The organism is Bradyrhizobium sp. USDA 4472 (genome assembly GCF_054058595.1).
Genome location: NZ_JBSSAM010000001.1, coordinates 7,152,625 through 7,174,868 on the forward strand (window position 1 = coordinate 7,152,625; position 22,244 = coordinate 7,174,868).

A 22,244-nucleotide genomic window follows, 5' to 3' on the forward strand; every position below is an offset into this window, starting at 1 on the left:
CGTCAGGCCTCGTGGTGCTCAGGCATCAGATCGAGCTGCATCGTCTCGTCCAGCCAATATTCTTCGAGATTATCACCCTTGCCCTTGCGGTCGACCACAAGAAAGGGGCATGCCTCCTTGAGAACCAGCAGCGGGTGGTGCCAACAGTTGCGGGCATAGTTCACGCCCTGCTCCCCAGTCGCCGCGAACGCCCGATAGCTCGCCACATCGCGCGGATCCGCGCAAACAACGACCAGCCAGTCCACGCCGCCCAGCGGCATGAACAGCTGGCTTCCCAGCGGATGACGCTCCATCAGGCGAATTGCGATCGGCACAGGACGCAACGAGGCGACAAACCAGCTGATGTTGGTCTGTCCGCCTTCCACGGTCACATCGATATTGGCGAGGTCGTTGAAACGCCTCGCAAAGCCCTGGTTGATCGACAGCGGGGTCACCCCTGCAGTCTCGATGACCTCGCCGAACGGCGCGAACGCCTGCTTCGTCAGGGGTTCAATCGAAAGGGTCACCATCGTCGACCTCGCGTGCTTCCACGTTTACAGCGTTTGCAGACCCGCTACGGGAGCATCCGCAACATCAGCTTCCGCCCGCATCGCCTCACCCCGGGCGTCGATCTCACCGTTGAGGACGCGATGCGCCTTCGCGCGATCGAGATCGCCTTCCCATGCGGCGACAACGACCGTCGCAACGCAGTTTCCGACATAATTGCCGAGCGCACGAGCGATACCGATAAACCAGTCCACCGACAAGATCAGCACGAGGCCAATCGCCGGAACGGCCGGGATGGCTGACAGCGTCGCGGCGAGGACGACGATGGCCGAGCCGGGAACACCATGGGCGCCCTTGGAGGTCAGCAGCGCGACGCCGAGGATCGCCAGAAGGTCCCCCAGGGCCAGCGGCGTGTTGGTTGCCTGCGCAATGAAGACTGCCGCGAGGGTCAGGTAGATCGAGAACGCGTCGAGGTTGAACGAGTACCCAGTGGGAATGACGAGGCCGACGGTCGATCGCTTGATGCCCAGCAGCTCGAGCTTGCGCATGGTCTGCGGCAGCACGCTGTCGCCCGCGGCCGTGCCGAGCACGATCATCAGCTCCTCGCGCAGATAGGCGAGCAGCTTGAACAGGCTGAAGCCTGACAGCCGCATGATCGAGCCGAGCACGATCACCACGAAGAGGAAGACGGCGAGATAGAACAGCCCGACGAGCCCGCCGAGCTGCCTGAGCGAACCGATGCCGTACTTGCCGACGGTAAAGGCGATCGCACCGAACACGCCGATCGGCGCGAGCCGGACGACGAAGTTCATCATTTTGAAGATGATCTCGTTGACGCGCTCGACGAAATCGACCACCGGCCTTGCCCGCTCGCCGCACAACGACACGGCGCAGCCGAACATGATCGAGACGATCAGGACTTGCAGGACGTCACCCGAGCTGAACGCGCCGACGATCGTCGAGGGGATCAGCTTCATCAGGAATTCGGAGACGCCGCCGCCGGCGACCTGCGCCGCGGTCTGGCTGAAGCCGCTGAGCGCCCTGGCGTCCAGCGTCGCGGGGTTGATGTTCATTCCGGCGCCGGGCTGGAAATAATAGGCCAGCGCAAGGCCGAACACCAAGGCGACGGTGGTGACGATCTCGAAATAGAGCAGCGCGCGGACGCCGACCCTGCCGACCTTCGAGAGGTCTCCGGCCGCTGAAATGCCCTGCACCACGACACAGAACACGATGACGGGGACCAGCATCTTGATCAGCTTGATGAACCCGTCGCCGAGCGGCTTCATCTGCAAGGCCGTATCCGGATAGGCCATGCCGAGCGCAATGCCGAGTGCGAGTGCGACGACGACCTGGAAGAAGAGTGACTTGAATATCCTGGGCATGGCTTTCCTCGCTCGCGGGGGCTCGTGTCTGTCTGGCTTGGCAGGCTCTAGGCCTCTGCCATTCTTGTCATTGGCAGCGGCGTGACGCCGCTGCGCACGGAGCCGCCCGCCGTTCGCGGGCCGGAATGGCTCCATCGCTCATTCGTTGACCAGGTGCGACATCAAGTCCAATATATAGAACGACACGATTGATAGGTTTTCGCTATGGATCTTCGCCAGCTCAGATACTTCATTGCCGTGGCCGAAGAGCGCAGCTTCACCCTCGCCGCAAGGCGGCTGAACCTGTCGCAGCCGCCGCTCAGCCAGCATATCCAGGCGCTCGAGGCCGAGCTCGGCACCTCCCTGCTCTACAGGACGAGCCGCAAGGTGGAGCTGACGCAGGCGGGCGAAGCCATGCTGCTGCGCGGGCGGGCGATCCTGCAACAAGTCAAATCCGCGGAGGACGAGGTGCGCTCGATCGGCGCCGGCCTGATCGGAACGCTGGATCTCGGCGCAACCGGCTCCATCCTGCGCGGCCGCCTAGCGGAGCTGCTGGCGGCCTACCGCGAGGTGGCGCCCCTGGTCCGGATGACCGTGCACGAGCAGGCGCCGGCGCTCCAGATCGCCGCGCTGCTCAACCGGACCACCAACATCTCGCTCATGCGCGGCAACCCCAGCGAGCGCGACCTGACCAGCAAGCTGGCATGGCGGGAAGAGGTCGTTCTCGCCCTGCCCCGTAATCACCATTTGGCGAAACGCAAGCGCGTCGCGCTTGGCGAACTGGCGTCTGAGGATCACGTCATCCTCGACCCGAACAGCTCTGACTTCGCTCGCTACGTGCAGACCTGCTGCGTCGACGCCGGCTTCCTGCCAAAAGTGTCGCAGCAAGTCGTCGACGCGCAGTCGATCCCGAGCCTGATCGCAGCAGGCTTCGGCGTCGCGCTCGTGCCGCAGTCGATCGCGCGCTTCACCACAGCCGACATCGCGTTTCGCCCGATCAGGCCCTCTCCGCCTGCAGCCGACGTGTTCCTGGTGTTCAGAGAAGATGAGACATCGATGGTGGTCCACAATTTCATCAAGCTTGCTGGTCAGCTCCTGAGCCACAGGAGCCGCTTAGGCGCGCGCCGAAGGGACTAGAAACTTCGCAAACGCGCTCAGTCCCTGCCGTGGTCCGCCCGCTGACCTCGCCGGGGCATGCAGTTCGTATCGAACCACTCACACGGCGGACGCAGCCGGTCAAAACCGTTGCAGCGCGGATTGTTATCGATATCGTAAGCAATGTATCCTTTTAACGCGTGCTGCGGCGGTACCAGCTTCGATCCCGCAACGCGCGCCCAGGAAGAGATCGCATGAGATGAAACAAACTCGGGCGAAGACCGGAAAGAGCCCAAAGCGGTCGACGACCATGGCTGAGGTTGCAGCGCGGGCGGGCGTGTCCGCGATGACCGTCTCGCGCGCGTTGAGGAGCGACGGCGCCGTCTCGGAGGAGACGCGAAGCCGGATCCTCGCCGCCGTCGAAGAGCTCGGCTATGTGCTCGACCTGTCTGCAGGCGCGTTGTCGTCGAAGCGAACCGGATTCGTGGCGGCGTTGATCCCCTCCATCAACAACTCCAACTTCTCCGATACCGCACGCGGCATCACCGAAGCAATTGAAGGCCAGGGGCTCCAGATGCTGCTTGGCTACACCGACTACGACATGGAGAAGGAAGAGCACCTCGTGCGTGCGATGCTGACGCGCCGACCCGACGGCATCATCGTCACGGACGGAAGACACACGCCGAAGGCGCGCCGCATGCTGCAATCCGCCGGCATTCCCGTGGTCGAGACTTGGGACCTGCCGGCTGAGCCTATCGACCACGTCGTCGGCTTCTCCAACGCCGAGGCCTCGCGTGCGCTCGTGCATCGGCTTTACCAGAAGGGATATCGCAATATCGCCTTCATCGGCGGAGCAAGCCGCCGCGACACGCGCGGCGCCGATCGCCGTCTGGGCTACAGGCGCGCCGTCGAGGAGCTCGGCCTGCCCGTTGGACGCACCATCTCGTTCGGCAATCCCCCGATTTCGATGGAACAGGGCGGCGAGGCCATTGTCCATCTGATCGAGCAATGGCCCGATGTGGATGCTGCCGTTTGCGTTTCCGACCTGTCTGCGTTCGGCGCCATCATGGAGTGCCATCGCCGCGGCTGGTCGGTCCCGGGCCGGATCGCCGTGGCAGGCTTCGGCGACTTCGAGGTGTCGCGCTGCTCCTGGCCGCGGATCACGACCGTCGCGGTCGACTGCCGCAACATCGGTCAGGAGGCCGGCCGCATCATGCTTCGCGCCATTGATGGCGTTCGAGAAAACAGGCGCCCCGGGCCGGAGACATTGATCGTGCCGTTCCAAACGATCGAGCGCGAAAGCACCTGAGCTCGGCTTGACAGCGGCGCCCCACCGGGTGCATGTTATCGATAACAAAGGTTGGGCACCCTCCAACCGGTCGCGATCGGCTGGTGATTTCGGGAGGAGAACCGGGGATGGCATCGGCTGCGCTGCGCTTCGATGGAATCGTCAAGTCGTTCGGCGGCACGCGTGCACTCAAGGGTGTGAGCTTTGACGTCGGCCGAGGCGAAATCGTCGCCTTGCTCGGCGAAAACGGCGCGGGCAAATCGACCCTCATCAAGGTGCTCGGCGGCATCCATCGCCCGGATGCCGGAGCGGTGACGATCGCAGGCGAGCCCTATCACCATGCGGCGGGCGGCCGCGCCGGGCACCAGCCGGTCGCCTTCATCCATCAGGATCTCGGTCTCATCGAATGGATGACGATCGCGGAGAATGTTGGTCTCGCCCAGGGCTTTCCTCGAACCCGGCCGTTCGGCCTGATCGACTGGCGCGGCGCCGAGGCACGCGCGACCAAGGCGCTCGCGCTGGTGGGCTGCGATTTCGATCCGACCACGCGCGTATCGAGCCTGTCGCGCACCGAGAAGTCGCTGGTCGCCATCGCCCGCGCGCTCGTCGTCAATTGCGATTTCCTGGTGCTCGACGAGCCGACGGCGAGTTTGCCGGCCGATGAGGTCGAGCGCCTGTTTGCGGCGCTGAGGCGCCTGCGCGGACAGGGCGTTGGCATGATCTATGTGTCGCACCGGCTTGACGAGATCTTCCGCATCGCTGATCGCGTCGTCGTCTTGCGGGATGGCCTGCTCGTCGGCGAGAAGGCGATCAGCGAGACCTCGCCCGAGGATCTGGTGCGCCTGATCGTCGGCAGGCCCCTGCTCGACATGTTCGAGAAAGCCACCTGCCATTCCGGCAAGACGCGCGTGACGGTGCGGGGATTGATCACGCCGAAGGCCGGACCGGTCGATTTCGATGTGCGCGAGGGCGAACTCCTAGGGCTCGTGGGCTTGCGGGGCGCAGGCCAGGAGGAAGTCGGCCGCGCGCTATTCGGCGCCGTGGCGCATCGCGGCGAGATCCTCATCGACGGCGCGGCGCCGGATCTATCCAGCCCCGTGGCCGCAATGGCCGGTGGCATTGGGCTGGTTGCCCGCGACCGAACGGAGGAGTCGATCGCAGCATCCTTGTCAATCCGCGAAAATGTCTTCCTCAACCCAGGCGCCTCGGGGCGCGGCCTGCTCGACGTGCTCGCGCCAGGGCGCGAGGCGGAAGAGGCCGTCAAGCTCGGCGCCTTGGTGGGCTTGCGGCCCAATGATCCGCATCTCGCCATCGAAGGACTCTCGGGCGGCAACCAGCAGAAAGTCGTCGTCGGCCGCTGGCTTGCGACCGGACGCAAGCTGCTGGTGGCCGAAGATCCGACCGCCGGCGTCGACGTCGGCGCCAAAGCCGAGATCTATCGGCTCATCGCCCGTGCCATCGCCGAAGGGCTCGCCGTCGTCGTCGTCTCCACCGACTTCGAGGAAGTCGCGCATATCTGCCATCGCGCGCTCGTCTTCAACCGCGGCCGGATCATTACCGAAATCGCCGCCGATGCTCTGACGACGGAAGCCCTGATCACCGCCGCCTCGGCCTCCGAGGCCGCGTAAGGGACAATTCGCACGACGCCGACGCAAGGCGCCCGCCGGGAGGAACGCATGGGAATGAATTCGATCGAGTCGAATGCACTGGAGCCGACGCGCGCCGATCTCGCCGGCGCGTCATTTTCGCATAAAATCACGCGCCTCTTGCCGGTCTATGGCCTGCCGATCATCACGGTGGCGCTGATCGCCCTGTTCTCGATCCTGTTGCCCAACACGTTTCCGACGCTTCTCAATCTGCGTTCGATCGTCTCCGACAAATCGATCATCGCCATGCTCTCGCTCGCGGCGATGATCCCCATGGCCGCCGGCAAGATCGACCTCACGGTCGGCTATGGCATCGTGCTCTGGCACATCCTGGTGATCAGCCTGCAAACCGCTTTCGGCCTGCCCTGGCCCATCGCAGTCCTCGTCGTGATCTGCCTCGGCGCCTTCACCGGCCTCCTCAATGGTCTGCTGGTCGAGGTCGCGCGCATCGACAGCTTCATCGCCACGCTCGGCACCGGCACGGTGCTCTATGCGCTGGCGCTTTGGCACACCGGCGGTCGGCAGGTCGTCGCGATGCTGCCGGACGGCTTCCTCGCCCTCAACGGCACGATGGTTTTCGGCCTGCCGATCACCGGCTTCTATGTGCTCGTCCTCGCTGTCGCGATGTGGCTGATGCTCGAATATCTGCCGATCGGCCGCTACATCTATGCCATCGGCGCCAACCCGAAGACGGCCGCACTCAACGGCATTCCGGTGCAGCGCTTCACGGTCGGCGCCTTCATGGCCTCCGGCATCCTCACCGCGGTCACCGGCGTCCTGCTTGCTTCGAAGCTACGCATCGGTCAGGCCAGCGTCGGCCTCGAATATCTGCTCCCCGCGCTGGTTGGCGCCTTTCTCGGCTCGACCACGATCAAGCCCGGGCGCGTCAACGTCTGGGGCACCATCATCGGCGTGGCCGTGCTCGCGGTCGGCATCGCCGGCATCCAGCAGTTCGGCGGCTCCTTCTGGGTCGAGCCGCTCTTCAATGGGCTGACGCTGCTCGCCGCGATCGGCATGGCGGGCTACGCGCAGCGAAAGCGCGGCGCCGTTGCGAAGGTCCCGGCCGGCGCACCTGATCGAAAGCCCTGAAACATTGATGAAGTTCGTGACCTGCGACGAGCCGGTCACAACGGAAAGTCCGGCGCAGGGCCGGCGAAACACAGAAACGGCATCACACCAAGGAGAACGCTCTATGTTGCATTCGATCATTCGAACCGGCGCCGTCGTCGCCGGGCTCGCGTTCGGTCTCGCGTCTGCCCACGCCGACTCGCTCGCGGACGCCAAGTCCTTCGTCGACAAATATGCTTCCAGGGTCGACAAGTGGGATGGTCCGACCACCGCTCCGAAAATCGCGAAGGGCAAGACCATCGTCGTGCTCGCGTCCGACATGAAGAACGGCGGCGTGCTCGGCGTCACCAAGGGCATCGAGGAGGCTGCCAAGGCCGCCGGCTGGACCGTGCGCACGCTTGACGGCGCCGGCTCGGTCTCCGGCCGCACCGCCGCCTTCGGCCAGGCCATGACGCTCAAGCCCGACGGCCTCGTCATCTGCGGCTTCGACGCGGTCGAGCAGAAGCCCGGCATGGAAGCAGCCAAGGCCGCCAAGATCCCGATGGTGTCCTGGCACGCCGCTCCCGTTATCGGTCCGGTGCCCGAAGCCGGCGTGTTCGCCAATGTGACGACCGATCCGATGGCGGTCTCTACCGCCGCGGCCAACTGGGCCTTCGTCGACGCGGGTGGCAAGCCGGGCGTGATCATCTTCACCGACTCGACCTACGAGATCGCGATCGCCAAGGCCAAGAAGATGAAAGAGGTCATCGAGGCACTCGGGGGCAAGGTCCTCGAATGGGTCGATACGCCGATCGCCGAGACCTCGACACGCATGCCGCAGCTCACCACCTCGCTGCTGCAAAAGCATGGTGCGGCCTGGACGCATTCGCTGGCGATCAACGACCTCTATTATGACTTCATGGCGCCCTCGCTCTCCGCGGCCGGCATCAAGGGCACCGGCGCGCCCGTCAACGTCGCCGCCGGCGACGGCTCGGAAAGCGCCTATCAGCGCATCCGCTCCGGCGCCTACCAGGCCGTCACCGTGGCCGAGCCGCTCAATCTCCAGGGCTGGCAGCTCGTCGACGAGTTGAACCGCGCCATCGCCGGAGAGAAGTGGTCGGGCTACGTCTCGCCGCTGCACGTCGTGACCAAGGCCAACATCGAATTCGACGGCGGCCCGACCAACACGTTCGATCCGGGCAATGGCTACCGCGACGCCTACAAGAAGGCCTGGGGCCTCCAGTAAGCCTCCTCTCCGCTCCCCGAGCACGATGACCGTGCTCCCTCGGCGGTCGGTCGCAAGCTGACCGCCGATTTTCCTTCCACTATCAGACAGACGAGCGAATGCCGATGTATATCCGTTGTGCTTTCTTCAGTGGCAGCGTCAAGCCCGGACGCGAAGCCGAATTCACCGCCTATGTTCGCGAGAAGCTCGTGCCGCTGTGGACGCGCTTTCCCGGTGCCGAGGAGGTTCGCGTGCTGCGGCAGGAGGAGAGCGACAGCGATGCCCAGCGTTACGAGATGGTGCTCGCGATCCGCTATCCCTCGCGCGAGGCCATCGAGGAGGCGCTTGCTTCGCCGGTTCGCTTCGAGAGCCGCGAAGTGACCAAGGGGCTGACCGAGATGTTCGATGGCTCGATCTTCCACACGGTCTTCAAGGCCGACGACTTTGCGCTACCGACGGATTAGTCGCGGAGATCTGACACGGTGAGCACCTACGACATTCTCGACCCGCGCTTCCCAGGGTTGATCATCGGGCACGCCAAGCTCGACAAGCTCTGGACCGGCAGCCGCTGGGCCGAGGGCCCGGTCTACGTGCCGGCCGCCAAATCGCTGCTGTGGTCCGACATTCCCAATGATCGCGTGCTGCGCTTCGACGAGACCGACGGCTCGGTCTCGGTGTTCGAAAGCCCCTGCGGCTATCACAACGGCCATACGCGCGACGCGCTCGGTCGCGTGATCGCCTGCGAGCACGGTGGCCGTCGGATCTCGCGGCTCGAAGCAGATGGTCAATGGATCGGAGTGGTCGAGCGCTTTCAAGGAAAGCGCTTCAATTCCCCGAACGATGTCGTCGTCAAGTCGGATGGAACGATCTGGTTCTCCGACCCGACCTACGGCATCGACAGCGAGTATGAGGGGCATGCCGCACCGACCGAGATCGGCGCCAGCAACGTCTATCGCTTCGATCCGGCAAGCGGCGCGTTGTCCGGTGTCGTGACCGACATGGTGAAGCCGAACGGTCTCGCCTTCTCGCCCGACGAGCGGCTGCTCTATGTGGCCGAAACCGGTGCGACGCACGTGCCTGGCCTGCCAGCCGTCATTCGCGCCTACGACGTGGCATCGAGCGGGCTTGCGGTTGGCGAAGGCCGCATCTTCGCGACGTCTCCGGCCGGGTTCTACGATGGATTCCGCGTCGATCGGAACGGCAACATCTGGACGTCGACGGCGGATGCAGTTGCGGTCTACGCGCCGGACGGCACGCTGATTGGCCGCATTCCGGTGCCTGAAATCGTCTCCAATTTGACCTTCGGCGGGCCGAAGCGGAACAGGCTCTACATCACCGCGCAGACTTCGCTCTATGCGATCTACGTCAACGCGCACGGGCTTTCCTGAATTCTCACGCTGGCGGCGTTCGCGCCGCCCAGAATTCCATCAGCGCAGCCTGGTCCATCGCACCACAGCCGATTGCGGTCAGAAGGCGATGGATCTCGGCGCAAACGACGGTCATCGGCATCGCGATTCCGGTCTGGCGCGCCAGATCCTGCGCGCCGTTCAGATCCTTGACCATGTTGTCGATGCGTCCCGTCGGTCGGTAGTCACGCGCGGCGAAGCGCGGCATGTATTCCTGCAGGATGGCGCTGTCCGCCCGGCCGCCGCGCAACGCGCGCGGGATCTTGGCCGCATCGACGCCGGAGGCCTCCGCCAGTGCGGTCGCCTCGGCAACCGCGACGAAGTTGAGAGCGCACAGGACCTGGTTGATGAGTTTGGTGGTCTGTCCTGCACCGCTCGGGCCCATATGCGTGAAATTCGAGGCGACCTCGGCGAGCACCACTCGTGCCTCCGCGACATCCGCTGCCTCTCCGCCGGCCATGCAGGTCAGCTGACCGACCGCGGCCTTCGGCGCGCCGCCCGACAGCGGGCTGTCGACCCAGCGCAGGCCGGCTGTTTCAGCGTCTTTCGCCAGCTCGCGCGTTGATTGCGGATCGATCGAGGACATGTCGATGATCAGCGTGCCTTTGCGCGCGCCCTCCGCGACGCCCGCCGGTCCAAACACCGCCGCTCGCACGATTCTTGGCGAGTTGAGGCTGAGGACCACCGCGTCGGCTTCGGCCGCAGCGCTCGCGGCAGACGCGACTGCGATTGCGCTTTTTTCAACGAGACCAGCGACCTTGGCAGGATCGAGATCGAACACCAGGACGCGGGTCCCGGTCTCGGCAAGGCGAGCGCCAATCGCGCCGCCCATGGCGCCGGCGCCGATCAATGCGACTGGACGGGGCATCACGACATCTCCGCGGTGACCTAGTGGATGCTTCGACGGTAAGCCTCAGAGCGAAGCTGTAATGCCGCCGTCGACATAGAGCACGTGTCCGTTGACGAACGAGGACGCTGGCGAGGCGAGAAAGATGCAGGCGCCGACGAGTTCCTCGACCTTGCCCCAGCGCCCTGCCGGCGTGCGCTTTTCGAGCCAGGCCGAGAATGCGGGGTCCGCGACCAGTGCGGCATTGAGCGGCGTGTCGAAATATCCGGGCGCGATGGCGTTGACCTGAAGGCCGTGTTTCGCCCAGTCCGTCGCCATGCCCTTGGTCAGGTTTCCGACCGCTCCCTTCGTGGCCGTATAGGGCGCGATCGACGGGCGCGCGAGTGCGGTCTGCACTGAAGCGATGTTGATGATCTTGCCTGCACGACGTCCGATCATGTGGCGCGCACAGGCCTGACCGACGTTGAAGACCGACGCGATGTTGGTTTGCAGCAGGCGCTGAAATGCGTCTTCAGGGAACTCCTCGAGTGGCGCGCGGTGCTGCATGCCCGCATTGTTGACGAGAATGTCAATGCGCCCGATGTCCGTCTCGAAGCGATCGACGGCCACTCGCGCCGCACCGTGGTCGGTGACATCGAAAGCGAGCGTTCGCGCGCCCGCAACGGAGCTGGCGGCCACGGCGAGCTTGGCTTCATCCCGGCCGTTGAGCACCACTTCCGCGCCGGCCTCGGACAAACCGCGCGCGAGCGCAAGGCCAATGCCCTGGGACGATCCCGTAATGAGAGCGCGGAGCCCCTTCAGATCGAACAAGTTGATCGCCACCCTGCCTCCTCCTCTTGCGTCTCGACATCCATGTTCCGCCAGACTATGTTATCGATAACATACAATGTCAAGTTCGTGCCAAGAGGAGCGCTCACCCGCATGTCGAAGCCTGAAATTCTTCAGATGGGCCCCTACCCGGAGTGGGATCAGATCCCGCTCGATGCAGCTTACACCGTGCACCGCTATTTCGAGGCGAGCGACCGGCCGGCCCTCCTCGCCGAGGTCGGTTCACGCGTTCGCGCCATTGCCACGCGCGGCGAGCTCGGTGCGAATGCCGAACTCATCGCGGCCTGCCCGAACCTGGAGATCATTTCGATCTACGGCGTCGGTTTCGACGCGGTGCATCTGGACAGCTGCCGGAAGCGCGGCATCCATGTGACCAACACGCCAGACGTGCTGACGAAGGACGTGGCGGATCTTGCTATCGCGATGATGCTCGCGCAATGGCGCGGCGTGAACGGCGCCGAGCGCTGGGTGCGCGACGGATCATGGGCCGCCAAGGGGCTCTATCCCTTGAAGACTCGAGCCTGGGGCAAACGCGCAGGCGTGCTCGGCCTCGGCCGGATCGGGTTTGAGGTCGCACGCCGGCTGGCCGGTTTCGAGATGCACATCGCTTATTCCGATGTCGAGGCGAAGCCTCATGGCAAGGACTGGACCTTCATCGCGGATCCCGTTGCGCTCGCAGAGCGATCCGACGTTCTGTTCGTCACCCTCGCGGCCTCGGCAGCGACCCGGCACATCGTGGGACGCAATGTTCTCCAAGCGCTCGGTCCGGACGGGCTTCTCGTCAACGTCTCGCGTGCCTCCAACATCGACGAGGACGCGCTGATCGCGGCACTGACCGGCGGCAAGCTCGGCGCAGCGGCGCTCGACGTCTTCGAGGGCGAGCCGCGACTGGACCCGCGATTTCTCGAGCTCCCGAACGTGCTGCTGCAGCCTCACCACGCCTCCGGCATGACCGAGACCCGCAAGGCCATGGGCCAGTTGATGCGAGACAATCTGGCCGCGCATTTCGCCGGCCTCCCGCCGCCAACGCCGGTGCTCTGACCGCTTGTCTCCGCGCCAACATCTACCTTCGAGCAGCGCCTCGACCTCCTGACGGATGCTTGTGATCGGCTACGGTCTGACAGCACTGATGTTCTACAGCCGTCGCAAGGGTTGCGACGAACCCGCACGCAGCAAACGGAGACAGCCGGACCAGCGAGTCGAACGGTAGTCACTCGACAACCCGGCGATTCACCGGGATTTCGCAGTGCCCGGCTCGGCCATCTTGCGATGCTGCTTGGCCAGCACCTCGTTCGGCGTGACGTTCGCCACCGTCGTCTGGAGCTTGTTCTTCACTCCCGTCACGATGTCCGAAGCGCCCCGCAGCATCGCGTCGAATCCGGCCTTCGCCACCTCATGTGCGTCGTCCTTCTTGCTGGTTCCAACCTTGGTGTCCATCATGTCGGCGCGCCGGAAGAATTCGGTCTCTGTCGCACCCGGCATCAAGCAGGTGACGGTCACACCGCTATCGCGCAGTTCCTCGCGCAGCGCGAACGAGAAGGAATCGAGAAACGCCTTTGTGCCGTTGTAGACGGCCTGGAAACTTCCCGGCGTGAAGCCGGCGATCGAGCCGGTGATCAGAATGCGCCCTGCATTCCGCCGCAGCATCTCGTTGCCGGCCCGATGGATCAGGTAAAGCGTTCCCGTGATGTTGGTGTCGACCACGCGCCTGATCCGGCCGAAATCCTGGCCGAGGAAGGCATTACCGAGGCCGACCCCGGCATTGGCAAGCAGCGCGTCGATGGGACGATCGCCCACGGCCGCACAGAGCTCGTCGACACCCTCAGTGGTCGCGAGATCCGCCTGTACCGCCACCACGCTGCCGCCGAGCTTGCGTAATTCGACGGCCGCGGCCTCGATCGCGGGTTCGTTCGCGGCAATGACGAGATCGAAACCGTCCTCGGCGCAGCACCTCGCGAGTTCCAGACCGATTCCGGTCGAGGCTCCGGTCACGACGGCGAGTTTGTTGGCTGGCATGGGCGCGTCCTCGCGGCTGGGATTTATGACGTCCAATCGCCCCGTCTCCGGCTCGTTCCTATTTGAGGTGCGGGTGACCGCGATGCGAAGATTTGCGCGGGCGATAGCAACCATCGTTCCCTCCTGGACTTAGATGCCTCGTAATTCAGCGGAGGACGGACATGAAGGCGCTGGTTTGGCACGGCAAGGAAGACATCAGGTGCGACACCGTCACCGATCCGGAAATCCAGGACCCGCGCGACGCGATCATCAAGGTCACGAGCTGCGCGATCTGCGGATCCGACCTTCACCTCTTTCACAATTTCATTCCCGGCATGATGCCCGGCGACATCATGGGCCACGAGACCATGGGCGAAGTGGTCGAGGTCGGCTCCGGTGTCGACGGCAAGCTGAAGAAAGGCGACCGCGTCGTCGTCCCTTTCACGATCATTTGCGGTGAATGCGATCAGTGCAAACGCGGCAATTTCTCCGTGTGCGAGACAACCAATCGCAAGAAGCATCTGGCTGACAAGGTATTCGGGCATTCGACCGCCGGTCTGTTCGGCTACACGCATTTGACCGGTGGCTATCCCGGCGGCCAGGCCGAATACCTGCGCGTTCCCTTTGCCGATGCCACGCACATCAAGGTTCCCGCCGGGATCCCCGACGAGCAGCTGCTGTTTCTCAGCGACATCTTCCCCACCGGCTGGCAAGCTGCCGTGCAATGCGACATCGTACCGACCGATACGGTCGCGATCTGGGGCTGTGGTCCGGTCGGACAGATGGCAATCCGCAGCGCCATCCTGCTCGGCGCCAATCAGGTCATCGCGATCGACTGCCTGCCCGAGCGCCTCAGCATGGCGGAAGCTGCCGGAGCCACCACGATCAATTTCGAAAACGAGAGCGTTCTCGAGCGGCTCAAGGAACTGACCGACGGCAAGGGTCCCGAAAAATGCATCGATTGCGTCGGGATGGAATCGCATGTGATGGCGTCATGGCCCGACACCCTGCTCGACCGCGCCAAGCAGATGGTGATGCTGGAGAGCGACAGGCCCCATGTGCTGCGCGAAATGATCTATGTCTGCCGGCCCGGCGGCATCATTTCGGTCCCCGGCGTTTACAGCGGCTTCTCCGACAAGCTTCCGATGGGCGCATTCATGAACAAGGGCCTGACGATGCGCACGGGCCAGACCCACGTCAACCGCTGGACCGACGATCTGCTTCGCCGCATCGAGCAAGGCGAGATCGACCCGTCATTCGTCATCACCCACACCGTGCCGCTCAAGCAAGGTCCCGAAATGTACCAGATGTTTCGCGATAAACGCGATTCCTGCGTCAAGGTCGTGTTGAAGCCCTGAAGGAGCAAACATGTTTCACTTCTCCAATATCGTGCGCGCCAAAGGCGATCCCAAGATCGTCGAAGGCGGACCGAGCCTGAAGCAACCGGCAGACCAGCTCGCACGCGCGCTCGGCTGGTTCAGCATCGGTCTCGGCGTCGTGGAATTTTTCGCGCCTCGACGCGTCACGGAAACGCTCGGCATGGAAGGGCGCGAGACGATGGTCCGCGCTTTCGGCTTGCGGGAAATCCTCGCCGGCGTCATGTCACTCTCGGTCGACAAGAACGCGGGCCTGTGGGCCCGCGTCGGCGGCGATGGCCTCGATGCCGCCGCGCTCCTATCAGGACTGACGTCCGACAATCCCAAGAAGGGCAACATCGCGCTGGCGCTCCTGATGGTCGGCGGCATTGCGGTGCTCGACTACCGCGCCGCTCAGGAGACCAAGCCGCAGCGGCCGCCGCCGAATGCCCGACGCAAGCTGTATCCCAATCGCAGCGGCTTCCCCAAGGGACTCCCGGCCGCGAAAGCTCGAGCGAAGGAGATGATCCAGCACGCGTCGGCCGGTGTCGCCTCCTGACCAGGCTGGGATTGCAAACGGGCGACGTCGACGCCCGCGCTGGATTGCCGCCGTCGAGCTCGGGCTGATCAGCAGCACTTTCTCCACCATTGTCAGCCAGTTGGTCGCCGGGCGGATTGGCCGCGACGCGGCCGTGGACTGGATGACGGTCGCGACCATCCCGGCTCGCGAATGGGCGCTCAGTTCGCCACCGTCATGGAGCGCTATCCTCACCGGCATCGCCTTCCATCAATGGGCGGACTTTTCCTGGGCTGTCGTTTTCTTTGGCGTGCTCGGACGCTGGACTGCCGAACTGCGGCCTGCAGTGATCCTGCTTCTGGCGCTTCCTTGGGCGATCTTCTCGTCCGGCATGGAATGGTTCGTGCTGGTGCCGCTATTCCCGTTCTGGCAGCCGCTTTTCACGCTCCAGCAGCCGTACTGGATCGGGCTTCTGGTCCACGCCTCGTCAGCCCTGATGTATCCCTTGTTCGCGCGGCTGCGCTGGGCAGGCGGCGGCGCAGCGGAGCGACACGTGCGGTTTACCGACGCGTGGCTTGCGGGTGCGCTGGTCCTCTTGGCTTCGCTTGGAATGACCGCCTTGTTCGGCAGCCGGGGCCGTGAACCGCCGTGGATCGGAGCCGACAGGGATGCAGACCAGACCTACATGCGCCACATGGCGACGCATCACGCACAGGGCATCGAGCTGGCGCGCAGTGCCGCCCGGAGCGCGCAAAATCCACATCTCCAGAAACTCGCCCTGCTGATGGTCGCGAGCCAGACCGGCGAGAACAAAATCTTTGAGAACTGGTGGCTGAGCTGGTTCGGCACCTCGATGCCTGATTGCAGCTCCGAGGAGCGTGCGGCCATGCCGGGCTTTCTCACACCGGCCGAGCTACGATTGGTCAAGCTTGCAGCGCCCGAGCAATTCGACGCGGTCTTCGTCGAAATGATGAGTCGACATCACAGAGGGGCGGTCAAGATGGCCGACCAGATGTGGCACAGCCACGGCGATCCGCGCCTGCGGGCCATGGCTCACGCCATCCGTCATGAGCAGCAGGGCGAGATCGCCTTGATGCACGGCGAAAGCGGCATTGCCGCAGTCGTGAGCGCTACCCGAAACATGCTGGCCAACAATGTTAATTGATCCAAAACCGCGACGTCAGTTGGTGCGAGCTGCTGAAGGGTCGCGGGGCCCGGCCTCACCGTTCCCCGCCGCACCGGATCTGATCGTCGCATTGCCCCGCTTGAAAGCTATGCGGCCTGCCGCTGGTGCGCCAGAAACTCCATCGTCACCTTCTCGACGTTGGAATCGATCCAGGCGGCCATGCGCTGCTCTTCCTTCAAGGACGCTTCGAGCGGCTCCTTGGCCTCGGCAACACCAGCTGCCCCGCAGAGCGCGATAAGCGATTTGTAGGCCGCGATCTCGAAGTTCTCGAATGCATTATTGGCGAAGGTATTCTTGAGGATCTCGTCGTTTGCCGTCGAGTGCGCCATCGCCTGCATGTTGGCCATCACGGACTGCGTCGTGTCCTTCAGGCTCGACGTACTTTCGCCACAGGACTCCAGGCACCGTTCCAGCCGCTTCAGCTGCTCATTGGTTTCCTGAAGATGAGCGCTCACTTTCGCCTTGACATCGGGATACTCGTCGAGCCTCTCCGACTGACGCTCCATCAACTCTCTCGCCTGCACTTCCATCGCATGCGCATTGCGTAATCCGACCACGAAAACATCACGGGCTGCGTTCGCCATCGTTCCTGTCCTCCATTTGAATGGCTTCGTTCGTTCTCCGCAACCGCAGCTCAGCGACATCGTTCCTAAGCGCGCGGTAAGCTCGGCGCCTGTTCCTATCAAGGACCCCGGGCTAACCTGTGATAGCAACGTGCCAAACACCTTTCCTTGCTCAGGAACGTCACCGTCGCCCCGAGGTTTTCGCAACGTCACCCAGGGTGCGGCGGATGGTAAGCCAATGGTCGACATTTCTTCTCCAGAAACTCTCCGCCGGTCCGTGCAGCGATCCGCAAACGCTTCCGATCCGTACTTCATGCAGATCCGCGACGATCTCGCCGACAAGGGCTTCATTACCGCGACGGCAGAAGAGCTGATCACCTGGGCTCGGACCGGGTCTCTGATGTGGATGACGTTCGGACTCGCCTGCTGCGCCATCGAGATGATGCAGATGTCGATGCCTCGGTATGATGCAGAACGCTTCGGCTTCGCACCCCGTGCCTCGCCCCGCCAGTCAGACGTGATCATCGTGGCCGGTACGCTGACCAACAAGATGGCTCCTGCATTCCGCAAAATCTACGACCAAATGCCTGAGCCCCGATATGTGATCTCGATGGGCTCCTGCGCGAATGGCGGCGGCTATTATCACTATTCCTATTCCGTCATGCGCGGTTGCGACCGCGTGGTTCCGGTCGATATCTATGTTCCGGGCTGCCCTCCGACAGCCGAGGCGCTGCTTTACGGCGTGATGCTGCTTCAAAAGAAGATTCGGCGAACGGGGACGATCGAGCGATAGCAGGGCAGGATTCCACATGACGCAAATTCCGCTTCCTTCGTCGGCCGAAGCCGAACATCCGCAGTCGGACCTCGATCGGAACGACAGCACACGCCAGATCGTCCCCGACGTTGCCTATCTCAGCTCGCCATTGTGAACGTCATCTTCGTTGGCTTTGAAAATGCCGGTGACGGCAACTGGGTTCTGGTGGACGCTGGCATTGCCGGATCCGCTCGGGCGATCCGCTCTGCAGCGAGGGCACGTTTTGGCGGCCACGGCCGGCCAGCTGCCATCATCATGACGCATGCTCATTTCGATCACGCCGGCGCGCTCGAGACCTTGGCGAGCGAATGGGACGTACCGGTCTACGCGCATCCGGCCGAGCACCCTTATCTCGATGGCAGCCGCTCGTATCATCCCGCCAATCCGAGCGTGGGCGGCGGCCTGCTGGCGTTGATCTCGCCGCTGTTTCCGACTGCTCCGGTCGACGTCGCAGCGCGGCTCTATGACCTTCCTTCCGATCACAGCATACCGTTCATGCAGGATTGGAGCTGGGTTCACACCCCCGGCCATACGCCGGGGCACATTTCGCTCTGGCGCAAGCGCGATCGTCTGTTGATCGCAGGCGATGCATTCATCACCACGCGCCAGGAATCCGTCTATTCCGCAGTCACCCAGTCTCCCGAGATGCACGGACCACCGATGTATTTCACACCAGACTGGGGAAGTGCGAAGACCTCGGTGCGGAAGCTCGCCGCCCTCACACCGGAGATCGCCATCACCGGCCACGGCGCGGCGATGCAGGGGGCAGACATGCGCACTGCGCTGGATGCTCTCGCAGAGCGTTTCGATGACGTCGCCGTTCCGGGCGGCGCTATTTCAGCTTCGGACGGCGGCACAACGGATGTCAATGCCGCCCGTACACTAGACCGATGACGTCCACCGCGCGCAGGCTCGTGCCTTCCAGAAGCGCGCGCTTGAGCGGCCCCGGCGAACCCCTCTCCTTGCGCCGGGGCCGCATCCGTTGCGAGAGCTTGGAAGAGCGCGTCCAGGCGGTCGGTCTTGCGAGGGTCCTCTTCGCTATCCCCGCCGTCGCCGGGCCACGAGCATCCCGAGCAGGAATGCCAGGAAAAGCGACCGCAGCGGTGCGGCCGCGGTGATGCGACGCAATTCGTCGGACAGGCCGGCGGCGGCCGATTGCGGTTCAGACCGCGGTCCGCCGCTTCTTGGAGCGCCGCGTGCCGTTGACGAGGTATCGTTGCCCGCCGGGTCGTTCTCAAGGCCGGATGCTTCGGTCATTGCTGAAAGCTCTGCCATATCCATTGCTCGGTCCTCCTAGCGTCGTACGTACAAACCCGCGCGGAACTCCACCGCGTGCGCGCCATTATCCCAGCTACCGGTGTCGCATGGGAAAGCTCCTGATCAGCATTGTGGTCGTCAGCATCGCGATCGTTCTCGCGTTCGCGGTTTACGTGATCACGCTGTAACGGCACGGCGAGCCCGGGATACGGATCATCCGCGAGCGCAGTCGCGCGAGGCGGTCCCAGTCAGATGAACGGCTTGCCTCCGGTGACTGCCAAGGTCGCGCCCGACGTGTAGCTCGAAAGCGGATCCGCGAGCATGACATAGGCCGTCGCAAGCTCGGCCGGTTGGCCTGCGCGTTGCATCGGCACTTGCTTGCCGAAATTCTTGACGGACTCCTCCGGCATCGTCGACGGAATGAGCGGCGTCCAGATCGGACCGGGCGCCACCGCGTTGACGCGTATCCCCTTGCCGGCCAGCATCTGCGCGAGCCCACCCGTAAAATTCTGGATGGCTCCCTTGGTCGTGGCATAGGCGAGCAAGCTCGGATTCGGCATATCGGAGTTGACCGAGGCCGTATTCACGATTGCGGATCCGGGCCGCATGTGCGGCACGGCTGCCTTGGTCAGGTAGAACATCGCATGAATGTTCACCGCGAAAGTCCGCTGCCACTCCTCGTCGCTGATGTCGACAATGTCCTTGAACGTTGCCTGGTGAGCCGCATTGTTGACCAAAATGTCGATCCCGCCGAGTTCGGCGACGGCACGTTGCACGACGGTACGACAATGATCGGGCCGGCTGATATCGCCGGGAATCAGAACGGCCTTACGGCCTTCCCGCTCAATCAGCGTCTTGACCTCGGCGGCGTCATCGTCCTCGTCCAAATAAGCGATGACGATATCCGCCCCCTCTCGCGCGTAAGCAATTGCAACGGCGCGACCGATACCACTATCGCCACCGGTGATGATCGCCTTCTTGCCGGCCAGGCGGCCTGAACCTTTGTAACTCTCTTCGCCGTGGTCCGGTCGGGGATTCATCGCTCGGGTCGACCCCGGCATCGGCTGCTGCTGGCTGGGAAACGGCGGCTTGGGGTATTCGGTCATCGAGCAGCTCCGGAGTTTTGCTGCGCTAACGGAGCCCTGCCGGAAGTGTTCCTAGCCAATCCGTCACTGCGCCGGCCCGCTCAAATCGTGGACGACAGGCTGCAGGGAGCCGCTCACATCGAGATCCAGCGTCGCGAGTGTCACCGGCAGCTTGAACCGCCGCGGGCCGGCGCTCCCGGGATTGAGATAAAGGACGCCATCAACTGTTTTGACGCTCGCCTGGTGCGAATGGCCGTAGATCACGACATCGACCTTGCCGGGGGCGGGTCTGTCCTGAAGCTCTGCCACATCGTGCAGGACATAAAAGGAGTGCCGGCCGATCCGCACTGATAGCGTCTCCGGATAGGCGCTTGCCCAATCGCCGACATCGACATTGCCGCGGATGGCCGTGACGGGCGCGACCCGGCGAAGCCGATCGATGATGTCGGCAGCGCCGATGTCGCCGGCGTGGATGATATGCGCGACCCCGGCGAGGCATTTTTCCGCCTCTGGCCGAAGCAGTCCGTGTGTATCAGAAATGACTCCAATCTTGAGCATGTCACTCCTCGACCAGTCCCGCGCCTGTCCGGCTCGTTTAGGAACGACAACAGGAGGCCCGCATTGCCGGCTTATCTAGCAGGAGCACACGAATGGGCAACACTGGCGTTGGAATGCTTTTGGGAGATAGTTCCGTGAAAGCGTGGTATTTGCTGTTCCTGGGCGTTGTCATCCTCGGCATAGCGATCTGGTACGGCGTCAGGCGATCGGGATATTTGCGGCGCGGTGAGCGGGTCCAACTGGATCGGAATACGGAGGCTGCCCAGCACCGCGATGATCCGCAAAAGCCCGTCGTGAGGTGATGGAGCCGAACGCGATGGAGGGTTCGCCGGATGCTTGAAGATCTTCGCGCGATCGTCCGATGCGGCCATCGTGGTCGCCACCAGGGGCTGGCCCTTCTAGTCCGGTCGGATGGACCATGTCCGACAGATCTCCTTCCAGGGCTGGGCGCCTCTCCTGCGCACCGCCAGCGGCACGACGCTCACTACGTGGCGCTGGTCGTTCTGCGCCGCATCGCCGGTCCTCGAACGCTCGCCAAATGGTACGCGTTCGACCTGATCGTCAGAGTCGCGCTCGGCTCAATTTTTGCCAACAGCGTCCTCTCGGGCGACGAATAGGAACCTTCATACGATTGACCGGTTCCGCCTCCACAGGGGAGCGCGGCGGACATCGATGCCTGTCAGAATGCGAACGGCCTTGGTGCCATTTGTGATGCTGCCGCTGGCTGCGTGCGCGGGGCGGCAGTCCGCACTCGACCCGCACGGGCTGCAGTCCGATCGAATCCTTCACACTCTCTTCATCTTCCTGATCATAGCGGCGATCGTCTGGATCGCCGTCGTGATCGTGCTCGGCATCGCAATGTTGCGCCGAAAGCGGGCTTCCGATCGGCCGCTGGCGCTGCACCTGCCGTTCGAGCAAGCAAGTGGTCGCGTCGTGCTGGGCTTGGGGCTCGCGACCCTCGTGATCGTGCTCGGGCTCTCGATCGTGAGCTATGCGGGCCAGCGTACCGTGTTCGCCAAGGACGACAATGCGCTCACGCTCAAGATCATCGGCCATCAATGGTGGTGGGAGGTGCAATATGACGGCGACAGCCCGCACCAGAGCTTCACAACCGCCAACGAGATCCGCATTCCGACCGGCCAACCGGTAAAGGTCGAGTTGGAATCCGCCGACGTCATCCACAGCTTCTGGGTTCCGAGCCTGACCGGCAAGATGGACCTCATCACCGGGCAGACCAACGAGCTTCAGTTCACCGCCAAGAATGTCGGCGTCTACCGCGGTCAGTGCGCCGAGTTCTGCGGACTTCAGCACGCCCATATGGCCTTCACTGTGCTGGCCTTGTCGCCGGACGAATTCGGCCGCTGGCGCGACCATGAAAACGAGAACGCGAACAGCCCCACAGATGAGCTTGGCAAGCAGGGCGAGCAGCTCTTCCGCGCAAGAGGCTGCGCGCTCTGCCACAATATCCGCGGCACACTCGCCGGCGGCCAGCTCGGTCCCGATCTGACCCATGTCGGCAGCCGCACGACCGTCGCGGCCGGAACGCTGCCGATGACCCCGGCAACGCTCGGCGCCTGGATCGCCGATCCCCAGCACGTCAAGCCCGGCAATTACATGCCGAAGATGCCACTGCAATCGGACGAACTCATCGCGATCCTTCATTATCTGGAGCAGCTCAAGTGAGC

At 63.7% G+C, this 22,244-nt stretch carries 24 protein-coding genes and 1 pseudogene; 16 read left to right on the forward strand and 9 right to left on the reverse strand.

The features are described from left to right. Positions 1-2: 2 nt before the first annotated feature. Positions 3-509 (reverse strand): ureidoglycolate lyase, encoded by a 507-nt coding sequence (locus ACVWZ4_RS33770; RefSeq protein ID WP_456742066.1) that lies wholly within the window; start codon positions 507-509, stop codon positions 3-5. Positions 510-533: 24 nt separating this feature from the next. After that, positions 534-1,868, reverse strand: a complete 1,335-nt coding sequence (locus ACVWZ4_RS33775; RefSeq protein WP_456742067.1) for a C4-dicarboxylate transporter DctA — start codon at positions 1,866-1,868, stop codon at positions 534-536. 204 nt (positions 1,869-2,072) lie between these two features. On the opposite strand from ACVWZ4_RS33775, the gene ACVWZ4_RS33780 reads away from it, so the two are divergent. The 7 genes from ACVWZ4_RS33780 (at position 2,073) to ACVWZ4_RS33810 (ending at position 9,536) form a co-directional block, all read left to right on the forward strand. Further along, complete coding sequence (locus tag ACVWZ4_RS33780; RefSeq protein ID WP_456738504.1) at positions 2,073-2,984, forward strand: LysR substrate-binding domain-containing protein; 912 nt, start codon at positions 2,073-2,075, stop codon at positions 2,982-2,984. Between the two features lie 217 nt (positions 2,985-3,201). Then, entirely contained in the window at positions 3,202-4,251 is a 1,050-nt protein-coding gene (locus tag ACVWZ4_RS33785; RefSeq protein WP_456742068.1) for a LacI family DNA-binding transcriptional regulator, read from the forward strand. Between the two features lie 107 nt (positions 4,252-4,358). Beyond that, a complete protein-coding gene (locus ACVWZ4_RS33790; RefSeq protein ID WP_456742069.1) occupies positions 4,359-5,858 on the forward strand; it encodes a sugar ABC transporter ATP-binding protein in 1,500 nt (499 codons plus the stop codon). Positions 5,859-5,912: 54 nt separating this feature from the next. Beyond that, positions 5,913-6,965, forward strand: coding sequence for an ABC transporter permease (locus ACVWZ4_RS33795; protein WP_456705242.1), 1,053 nt, complete (start codon positions 5,913-5,915; stop codon positions 6,963-6,965). A gap of 103 nt (positions 6,966-7,068) precedes the next feature. Beyond that, complete coding sequence (locus tag ACVWZ4_RS33800) at positions 7,069-8,169, forward strand: ABC transporter substrate-binding protein (protein ID WP_456702872.1); 1,101 nt, start codon at positions 7,069-7,071, stop codon at positions 8,167-8,169. A gap of 104 nt (positions 8,170-8,273) precedes the next feature. Then, positions 8,274-8,612, forward strand: a complete 339-nt coding sequence (locus ACVWZ4_RS33805; RefSeq protein WP_456702871.1) for a hypothetical protein — start codon at positions 8,274-8,276, stop codon at positions 8,610-8,612. An 18-nt stretch (positions 8,613-8,630) separates the two neighbouring features. Continuing rightward, a complete protein-coding gene (locus ACVWZ4_RS33810; RefSeq protein WP_456742070.1) occupies positions 8,631-9,536 on the forward strand; it encodes an SMP-30/gluconolactonase/LRE family protein in 906 nt (301 codons plus the stop codon). Positions 9,537-9,540: 4 nt separating this feature from the next. Here the strand turns inward: ACVWZ4_RS33810 and ACVWZ4_RS33815 are convergent, their stop codons facing one another. Together ACVWZ4_RS33815 and ACVWZ4_RS33820 are read right to left on the reverse strand one after the other, a co-directional pair. Then, positions 9,541-10,422: an NAD(P)-dependent oxidoreductase gene (locus ACVWZ4_RS33815; RefSeq protein ID WP_456790458.1), complete on the reverse strand. Its 882-nt coding sequence runs from the start codon at positions 10,420-10,422 to the stop codon at positions 9,541-9,543. Positions 10,423-10,467: 45 nt separating this feature from the next. After that, complete coding sequence (locus tag ACVWZ4_RS33820; RefSeq protein WP_456734710.1) at positions 10,468-11,223, reverse strand: SDR family oxidoreductase; 756 nt, start codon at positions 11,221-11,223, stop codon at positions 10,468-10,470. A 99-nt stretch (positions 11,224-11,322) separates the two neighbouring features. Between ACVWZ4_RS33820 and ACVWZ4_RS33825 the strand changes: the two genes are divergently transcribed. Further along, positions 11,323-12,270, forward strand: coding sequence for a 2-hydroxyacid dehydrogenase (locus tag ACVWZ4_RS33825; RefSeq protein WP_456742071.1), 948 nt, complete (start codon positions 11,323-11,325; stop codon positions 12,268-12,270). Positions 12,271-12,459: 189 nt separating this feature from the next. Here the strand turns inward: ACVWZ4_RS33825 and ACVWZ4_RS33830 are convergent, their stop codons facing one another. Continuing rightward, positions 12,460-13,245 (reverse strand): SDR family NAD(P)-dependent oxidoreductase, encoded by a 786-nt coding sequence (locus tag ACVWZ4_RS33830; protein WP_456742072.1) that lies wholly within the window; start codon positions 13,243-13,245, stop codon positions 12,460-12,462. Between the two features lie 161 nt (positions 13,246-13,406). Between ACVWZ4_RS33830 and ACVWZ4_RS33835 the strand changes: the two genes are divergently transcribed. Genes ACVWZ4_RS33835 through ACVWZ4_RS33845 form a run of 3 tightly spaced genes read left to right on the forward strand, consistent with a single transcriptional unit; the run spans position 13,407 to position 16,261 of the window. Then, on the forward strand, positions 13,407-14,582 hold the full coding sequence (locus tag ACVWZ4_RS33835) for a zinc-dependent alcohol dehydrogenase (protein ID WP_456702865.1): 1,176 nt from the start codon (positions 13,407-13,409) through the stop codon (positions 14,580-14,582). Between the two features lie 10 nt (positions 14,583-14,592). Further along, the gene (locus tag ACVWZ4_RS33840) at positions 14,593-15,138 is read left to right on the forward strand and encodes a hypothetical protein (protein WP_456734708.1); all 546 of its coding nucleotides are present in this window, start codon (positions 14,593-14,595) and stop codon (positions 15,136-15,138) included. Next, complete coding sequence (locus tag ACVWZ4_RS33845) at positions 15,125-16,261, forward strand: DUF305 domain-containing protein (RefSeq protein WP_456734707.1); 1,137 nt, start codon at positions 15,125-15,127, stop codon at positions 16,259-16,261. Before ACVWZ4_RS33840 ends, ACVWZ4_RS33845 begins: the two co-directional genes overlap by 14 nt. A gap of 107 nt (positions 16,262-16,368) precedes the next feature. Here the strand turns inward: ACVWZ4_RS33845 and ACVWZ4_RS33850 are convergent, their stop codons facing one another. Continuing rightward, positions 16,369-16,866 carry a ferritin-like domain-containing protein gene (locus ACVWZ4_RS33850; protein ID WP_456702862.1) on the reverse strand — a complete coding sequence of 166 codons (498 nt, stop codon included), beginning with the start codon at positions 16,864-16,866 and terminating at the stop codon, positions 16,369-16,371. 217 nt (positions 16,867-17,083) lie between these two features. On the opposite strand from ACVWZ4_RS33850, the gene ACVWZ4_RS33855 reads away from it, so the two are divergent. After that, entirely contained in the window at positions 17,084-17,638 is a 555-nt protein-coding gene (locus ACVWZ4_RS33855; protein WP_456742307.1) for a NuoB/complex I 20 kDa subunit family protein, read from the forward strand. Between the two features lie 16 nt (positions 17,639-17,654). Then, positions 17,655-18,553 (forward strand): annotated as a pseudogene (locus ACVWZ4_RS33860) (MBL fold metallo-hydrolase). A 144-nt stretch (positions 18,554-18,697) separates the two neighbouring features. On the opposite strand, the gene ACVWZ4_RS33865 reads toward ACVWZ4_RS33860, so the two are convergent. From ACVWZ4_RS33865 to ACVWZ4_RS33875, 3 genes are all read right to left on the reverse strand, one after another. Then, positions 18,698-18,940 carry a hypothetical protein gene (locus tag ACVWZ4_RS33865; RefSeq protein ID WP_456742074.1) on the reverse strand — a complete coding sequence of 81 codons (243 nt, stop codon included), beginning with the start codon at positions 18,938-18,940 and terminating at the stop codon, positions 18,698-18,700. 224 nt (positions 18,941-19,164) lie between these two features. Further along, positions 19,165-20,022: an SDR family oxidoreductase gene (locus tag ACVWZ4_RS33870; protein WP_456742075.1), complete on the reverse strand. Its 858-nt coding sequence runs from the start codon at positions 20,020-20,022 to the stop codon at positions 19,165-19,167. A gap of 63 nt (positions 20,023-20,085) precedes the next feature. Further along, positions 20,086-20,559 (reverse strand): metallophosphoesterase family protein, encoded by a 474-nt coding sequence (locus tag ACVWZ4_RS33875; protein ID WP_456734704.1) that lies wholly within the window; start codon positions 20,557-20,559, stop codon positions 20,086-20,088. Positions 20,560-20,651: 92 nt separating this feature from the next. Here ACVWZ4_RS33875 and ACVWZ4_RS33880 point away from each other — a divergent pair, with 92 nt between their 5' ends. From ACVWZ4_RS33880 to coxB, 3 genes are all read left to right on the forward strand, one after another. Beyond that, positions 20,652-20,861, forward strand: coding sequence for a hypothetical protein (locus tag ACVWZ4_RS33880; RefSeq protein WP_456742076.1), 210 nt, complete (start codon positions 20,652-20,654; stop codon positions 20,859-20,861). Between the two features lie 186 nt (positions 20,862-21,047). Further along, entirely contained in the window at positions 21,048-21,176 is a 129-nt protein-coding gene (locus ACVWZ4_RS33885) for a hypothetical protein (protein ID WP_456734701.1), read from the forward strand. 67 nt (positions 21,177-21,243) lie between these two features. Then, positions 21,244-22,242, forward strand: coding sequence for a cytochrome c oxidase subunit II (gene coxB, locus ACVWZ4_RS33890; RefSeq protein WP_456702853.1), 999 nt, complete (start codon positions 21,244-21,246; stop codon positions 22,240-22,242). Positions 22,243-22,244 lie beyond the last annotated feature (2 nt).

What these genes read in the sequence shown, in the direction of transcription:
- ACVWZ4_RS33770 (WP_456742066.1), bottom strand. Translation starts at nt 509, where the DNA reads ATGGTGACCCTTTCGATTGAACCCCTGACGAAGCAGGCGTTCGCGCCG.
- ACVWZ4_RS33775 (WP_456742067.1), bottom strand. Translation starts at nt 1,868, where the DNA reads ATGCCCAGGATATTCAAGTCACTCTTCTTCCAGGTCGTCGTCGCACTC.
- ACVWZ4_RS33780 (WP_456738504.1), top strand. Translation starts at nt 2,073, where the DNA reads ATGGATCTTCGCCAGCTCAGATACTTCATTGCCGTGGCCGAAGAGCGC.
- ACVWZ4_RS33785 (WP_456742068.1), top strand. Translation starts at nt 3,202, where the DNA reads ATGAAACAAACTCGGGCGAAGACCGGAAAGAGCCCAAAGCGGTCGACG.
- ACVWZ4_RS33790 (WP_456742069.1), top strand. Translation starts at nt 4,359, where the DNA reads ATGGCATCGGCTGCGCTGCGCTTCGATGGAATCGTCAAGTCGTTCGGC.
- ACVWZ4_RS33795 (WP_456705242.1), top strand. Translation starts at nt 5,913, where the DNA reads ATGAATTCGATCGAGTCGAATGCACTGGAGCCGACGCGCGCCGATCTC.
- ACVWZ4_RS33800 (WP_456702872.1), top strand. Translation starts at nt 7,069, where the DNA reads ATGTTGCATTCGATCATTCGAACCGGCGCCGTCGTCGCCGGGCTCGCG.
- ACVWZ4_RS33805 (WP_456702871.1), top strand. Translation starts at nt 8,274, where the DNA reads ATGTATATCCGTTGTGCTTTCTTCAGTGGCAGCGTCAAGCCCGGACGC.
- ACVWZ4_RS33815 (WP_456790458.1), bottom strand. Translation starts at nt 10,422, where the DNA reads ATGCCCCGTCCAGTCGCATTGATCGGCGCCGGCGCCATGGGCGGCGCG.
- ACVWZ4_RS33825 (WP_456742071.1), top strand. Translation starts at nt 11,323, where the DNA reads ATGTCGAAGCCTGAAATTCTTCAGATGGGCCCCTACCCGGAGTGGGAT.
- ACVWZ4_RS33830 (WP_456742072.1), bottom strand. Translation starts at nt 13,245, where the DNA reads ATGCCAGCCAACAAACTCGCCGTCGTGACCGGAGCCTCGACCGGAATC.
- ACVWZ4_RS33835 (WP_456702865.1), top strand. Translation starts at nt 13,407, where the DNA reads ATGAAGGCGCTGGTTTGGCACGGCAAGGAAGACATCAGGTGCGACACC.
- ACVWZ4_RS33840 (WP_456734708.1), top strand. Translation starts at nt 14,593, where the DNA reads ATGTTTCACTTCTCCAATATCGTGCGCGCCAAAGGCGATCCCAAGATC.
- ACVWZ4_RS33850 (WP_456702862.1), bottom strand. Translation starts at nt 16,866, where the DNA reads ATGGCGAACGCAGCCCGTGATGTTTTCGTGGTCGGATTACGCAATGCG.
- ACVWZ4_RS33855 (WP_456742307.1), top strand. Translation starts at nt 17,084, where the DNA reads ATGGTCGACATTTCTTCTCCAGAAACTCTCCGCCGGTCCGTGCAGCGA.
- ACVWZ4_RS33865 (WP_456742074.1), bottom strand. Translation starts at nt 18,940, where the DNA reads ATGGATATGGCAGAGCTTTCAGCAATGACCGAAGCATCCGGCCTTGAG.
- ACVWZ4_RS33870 (WP_456742075.1), bottom strand. Translation starts at nt 20,022, where the DNA reads ATGACCGAATACCCCAAGCCGCCGTTTCCCAGCCAGCAGCAGCCGATG.
- ACVWZ4_RS33875 (WP_456734704.1), bottom strand. Translation starts at nt 20,559, where the DNA reads ATGCTCAAGATTGGAGTCATTTCTGATACACACGGACTGCTTCGGCCA.
- ACVWZ4_RS33880 (WP_456742076.1), top strand. Translation starts at nt 20,652, where the DNA reads ATGGGCAACACTGGCGTTGGAATGCTTTTGGGAGATAGTTCCGTGAAA.
- coxB (WP_456702853.1), top strand. Translation starts at nt 21,244, where the DNA reads ATGCGAACGGCCTTGGTGCCATTTGTGATGCTGCCGCTGGCTGCGTGC.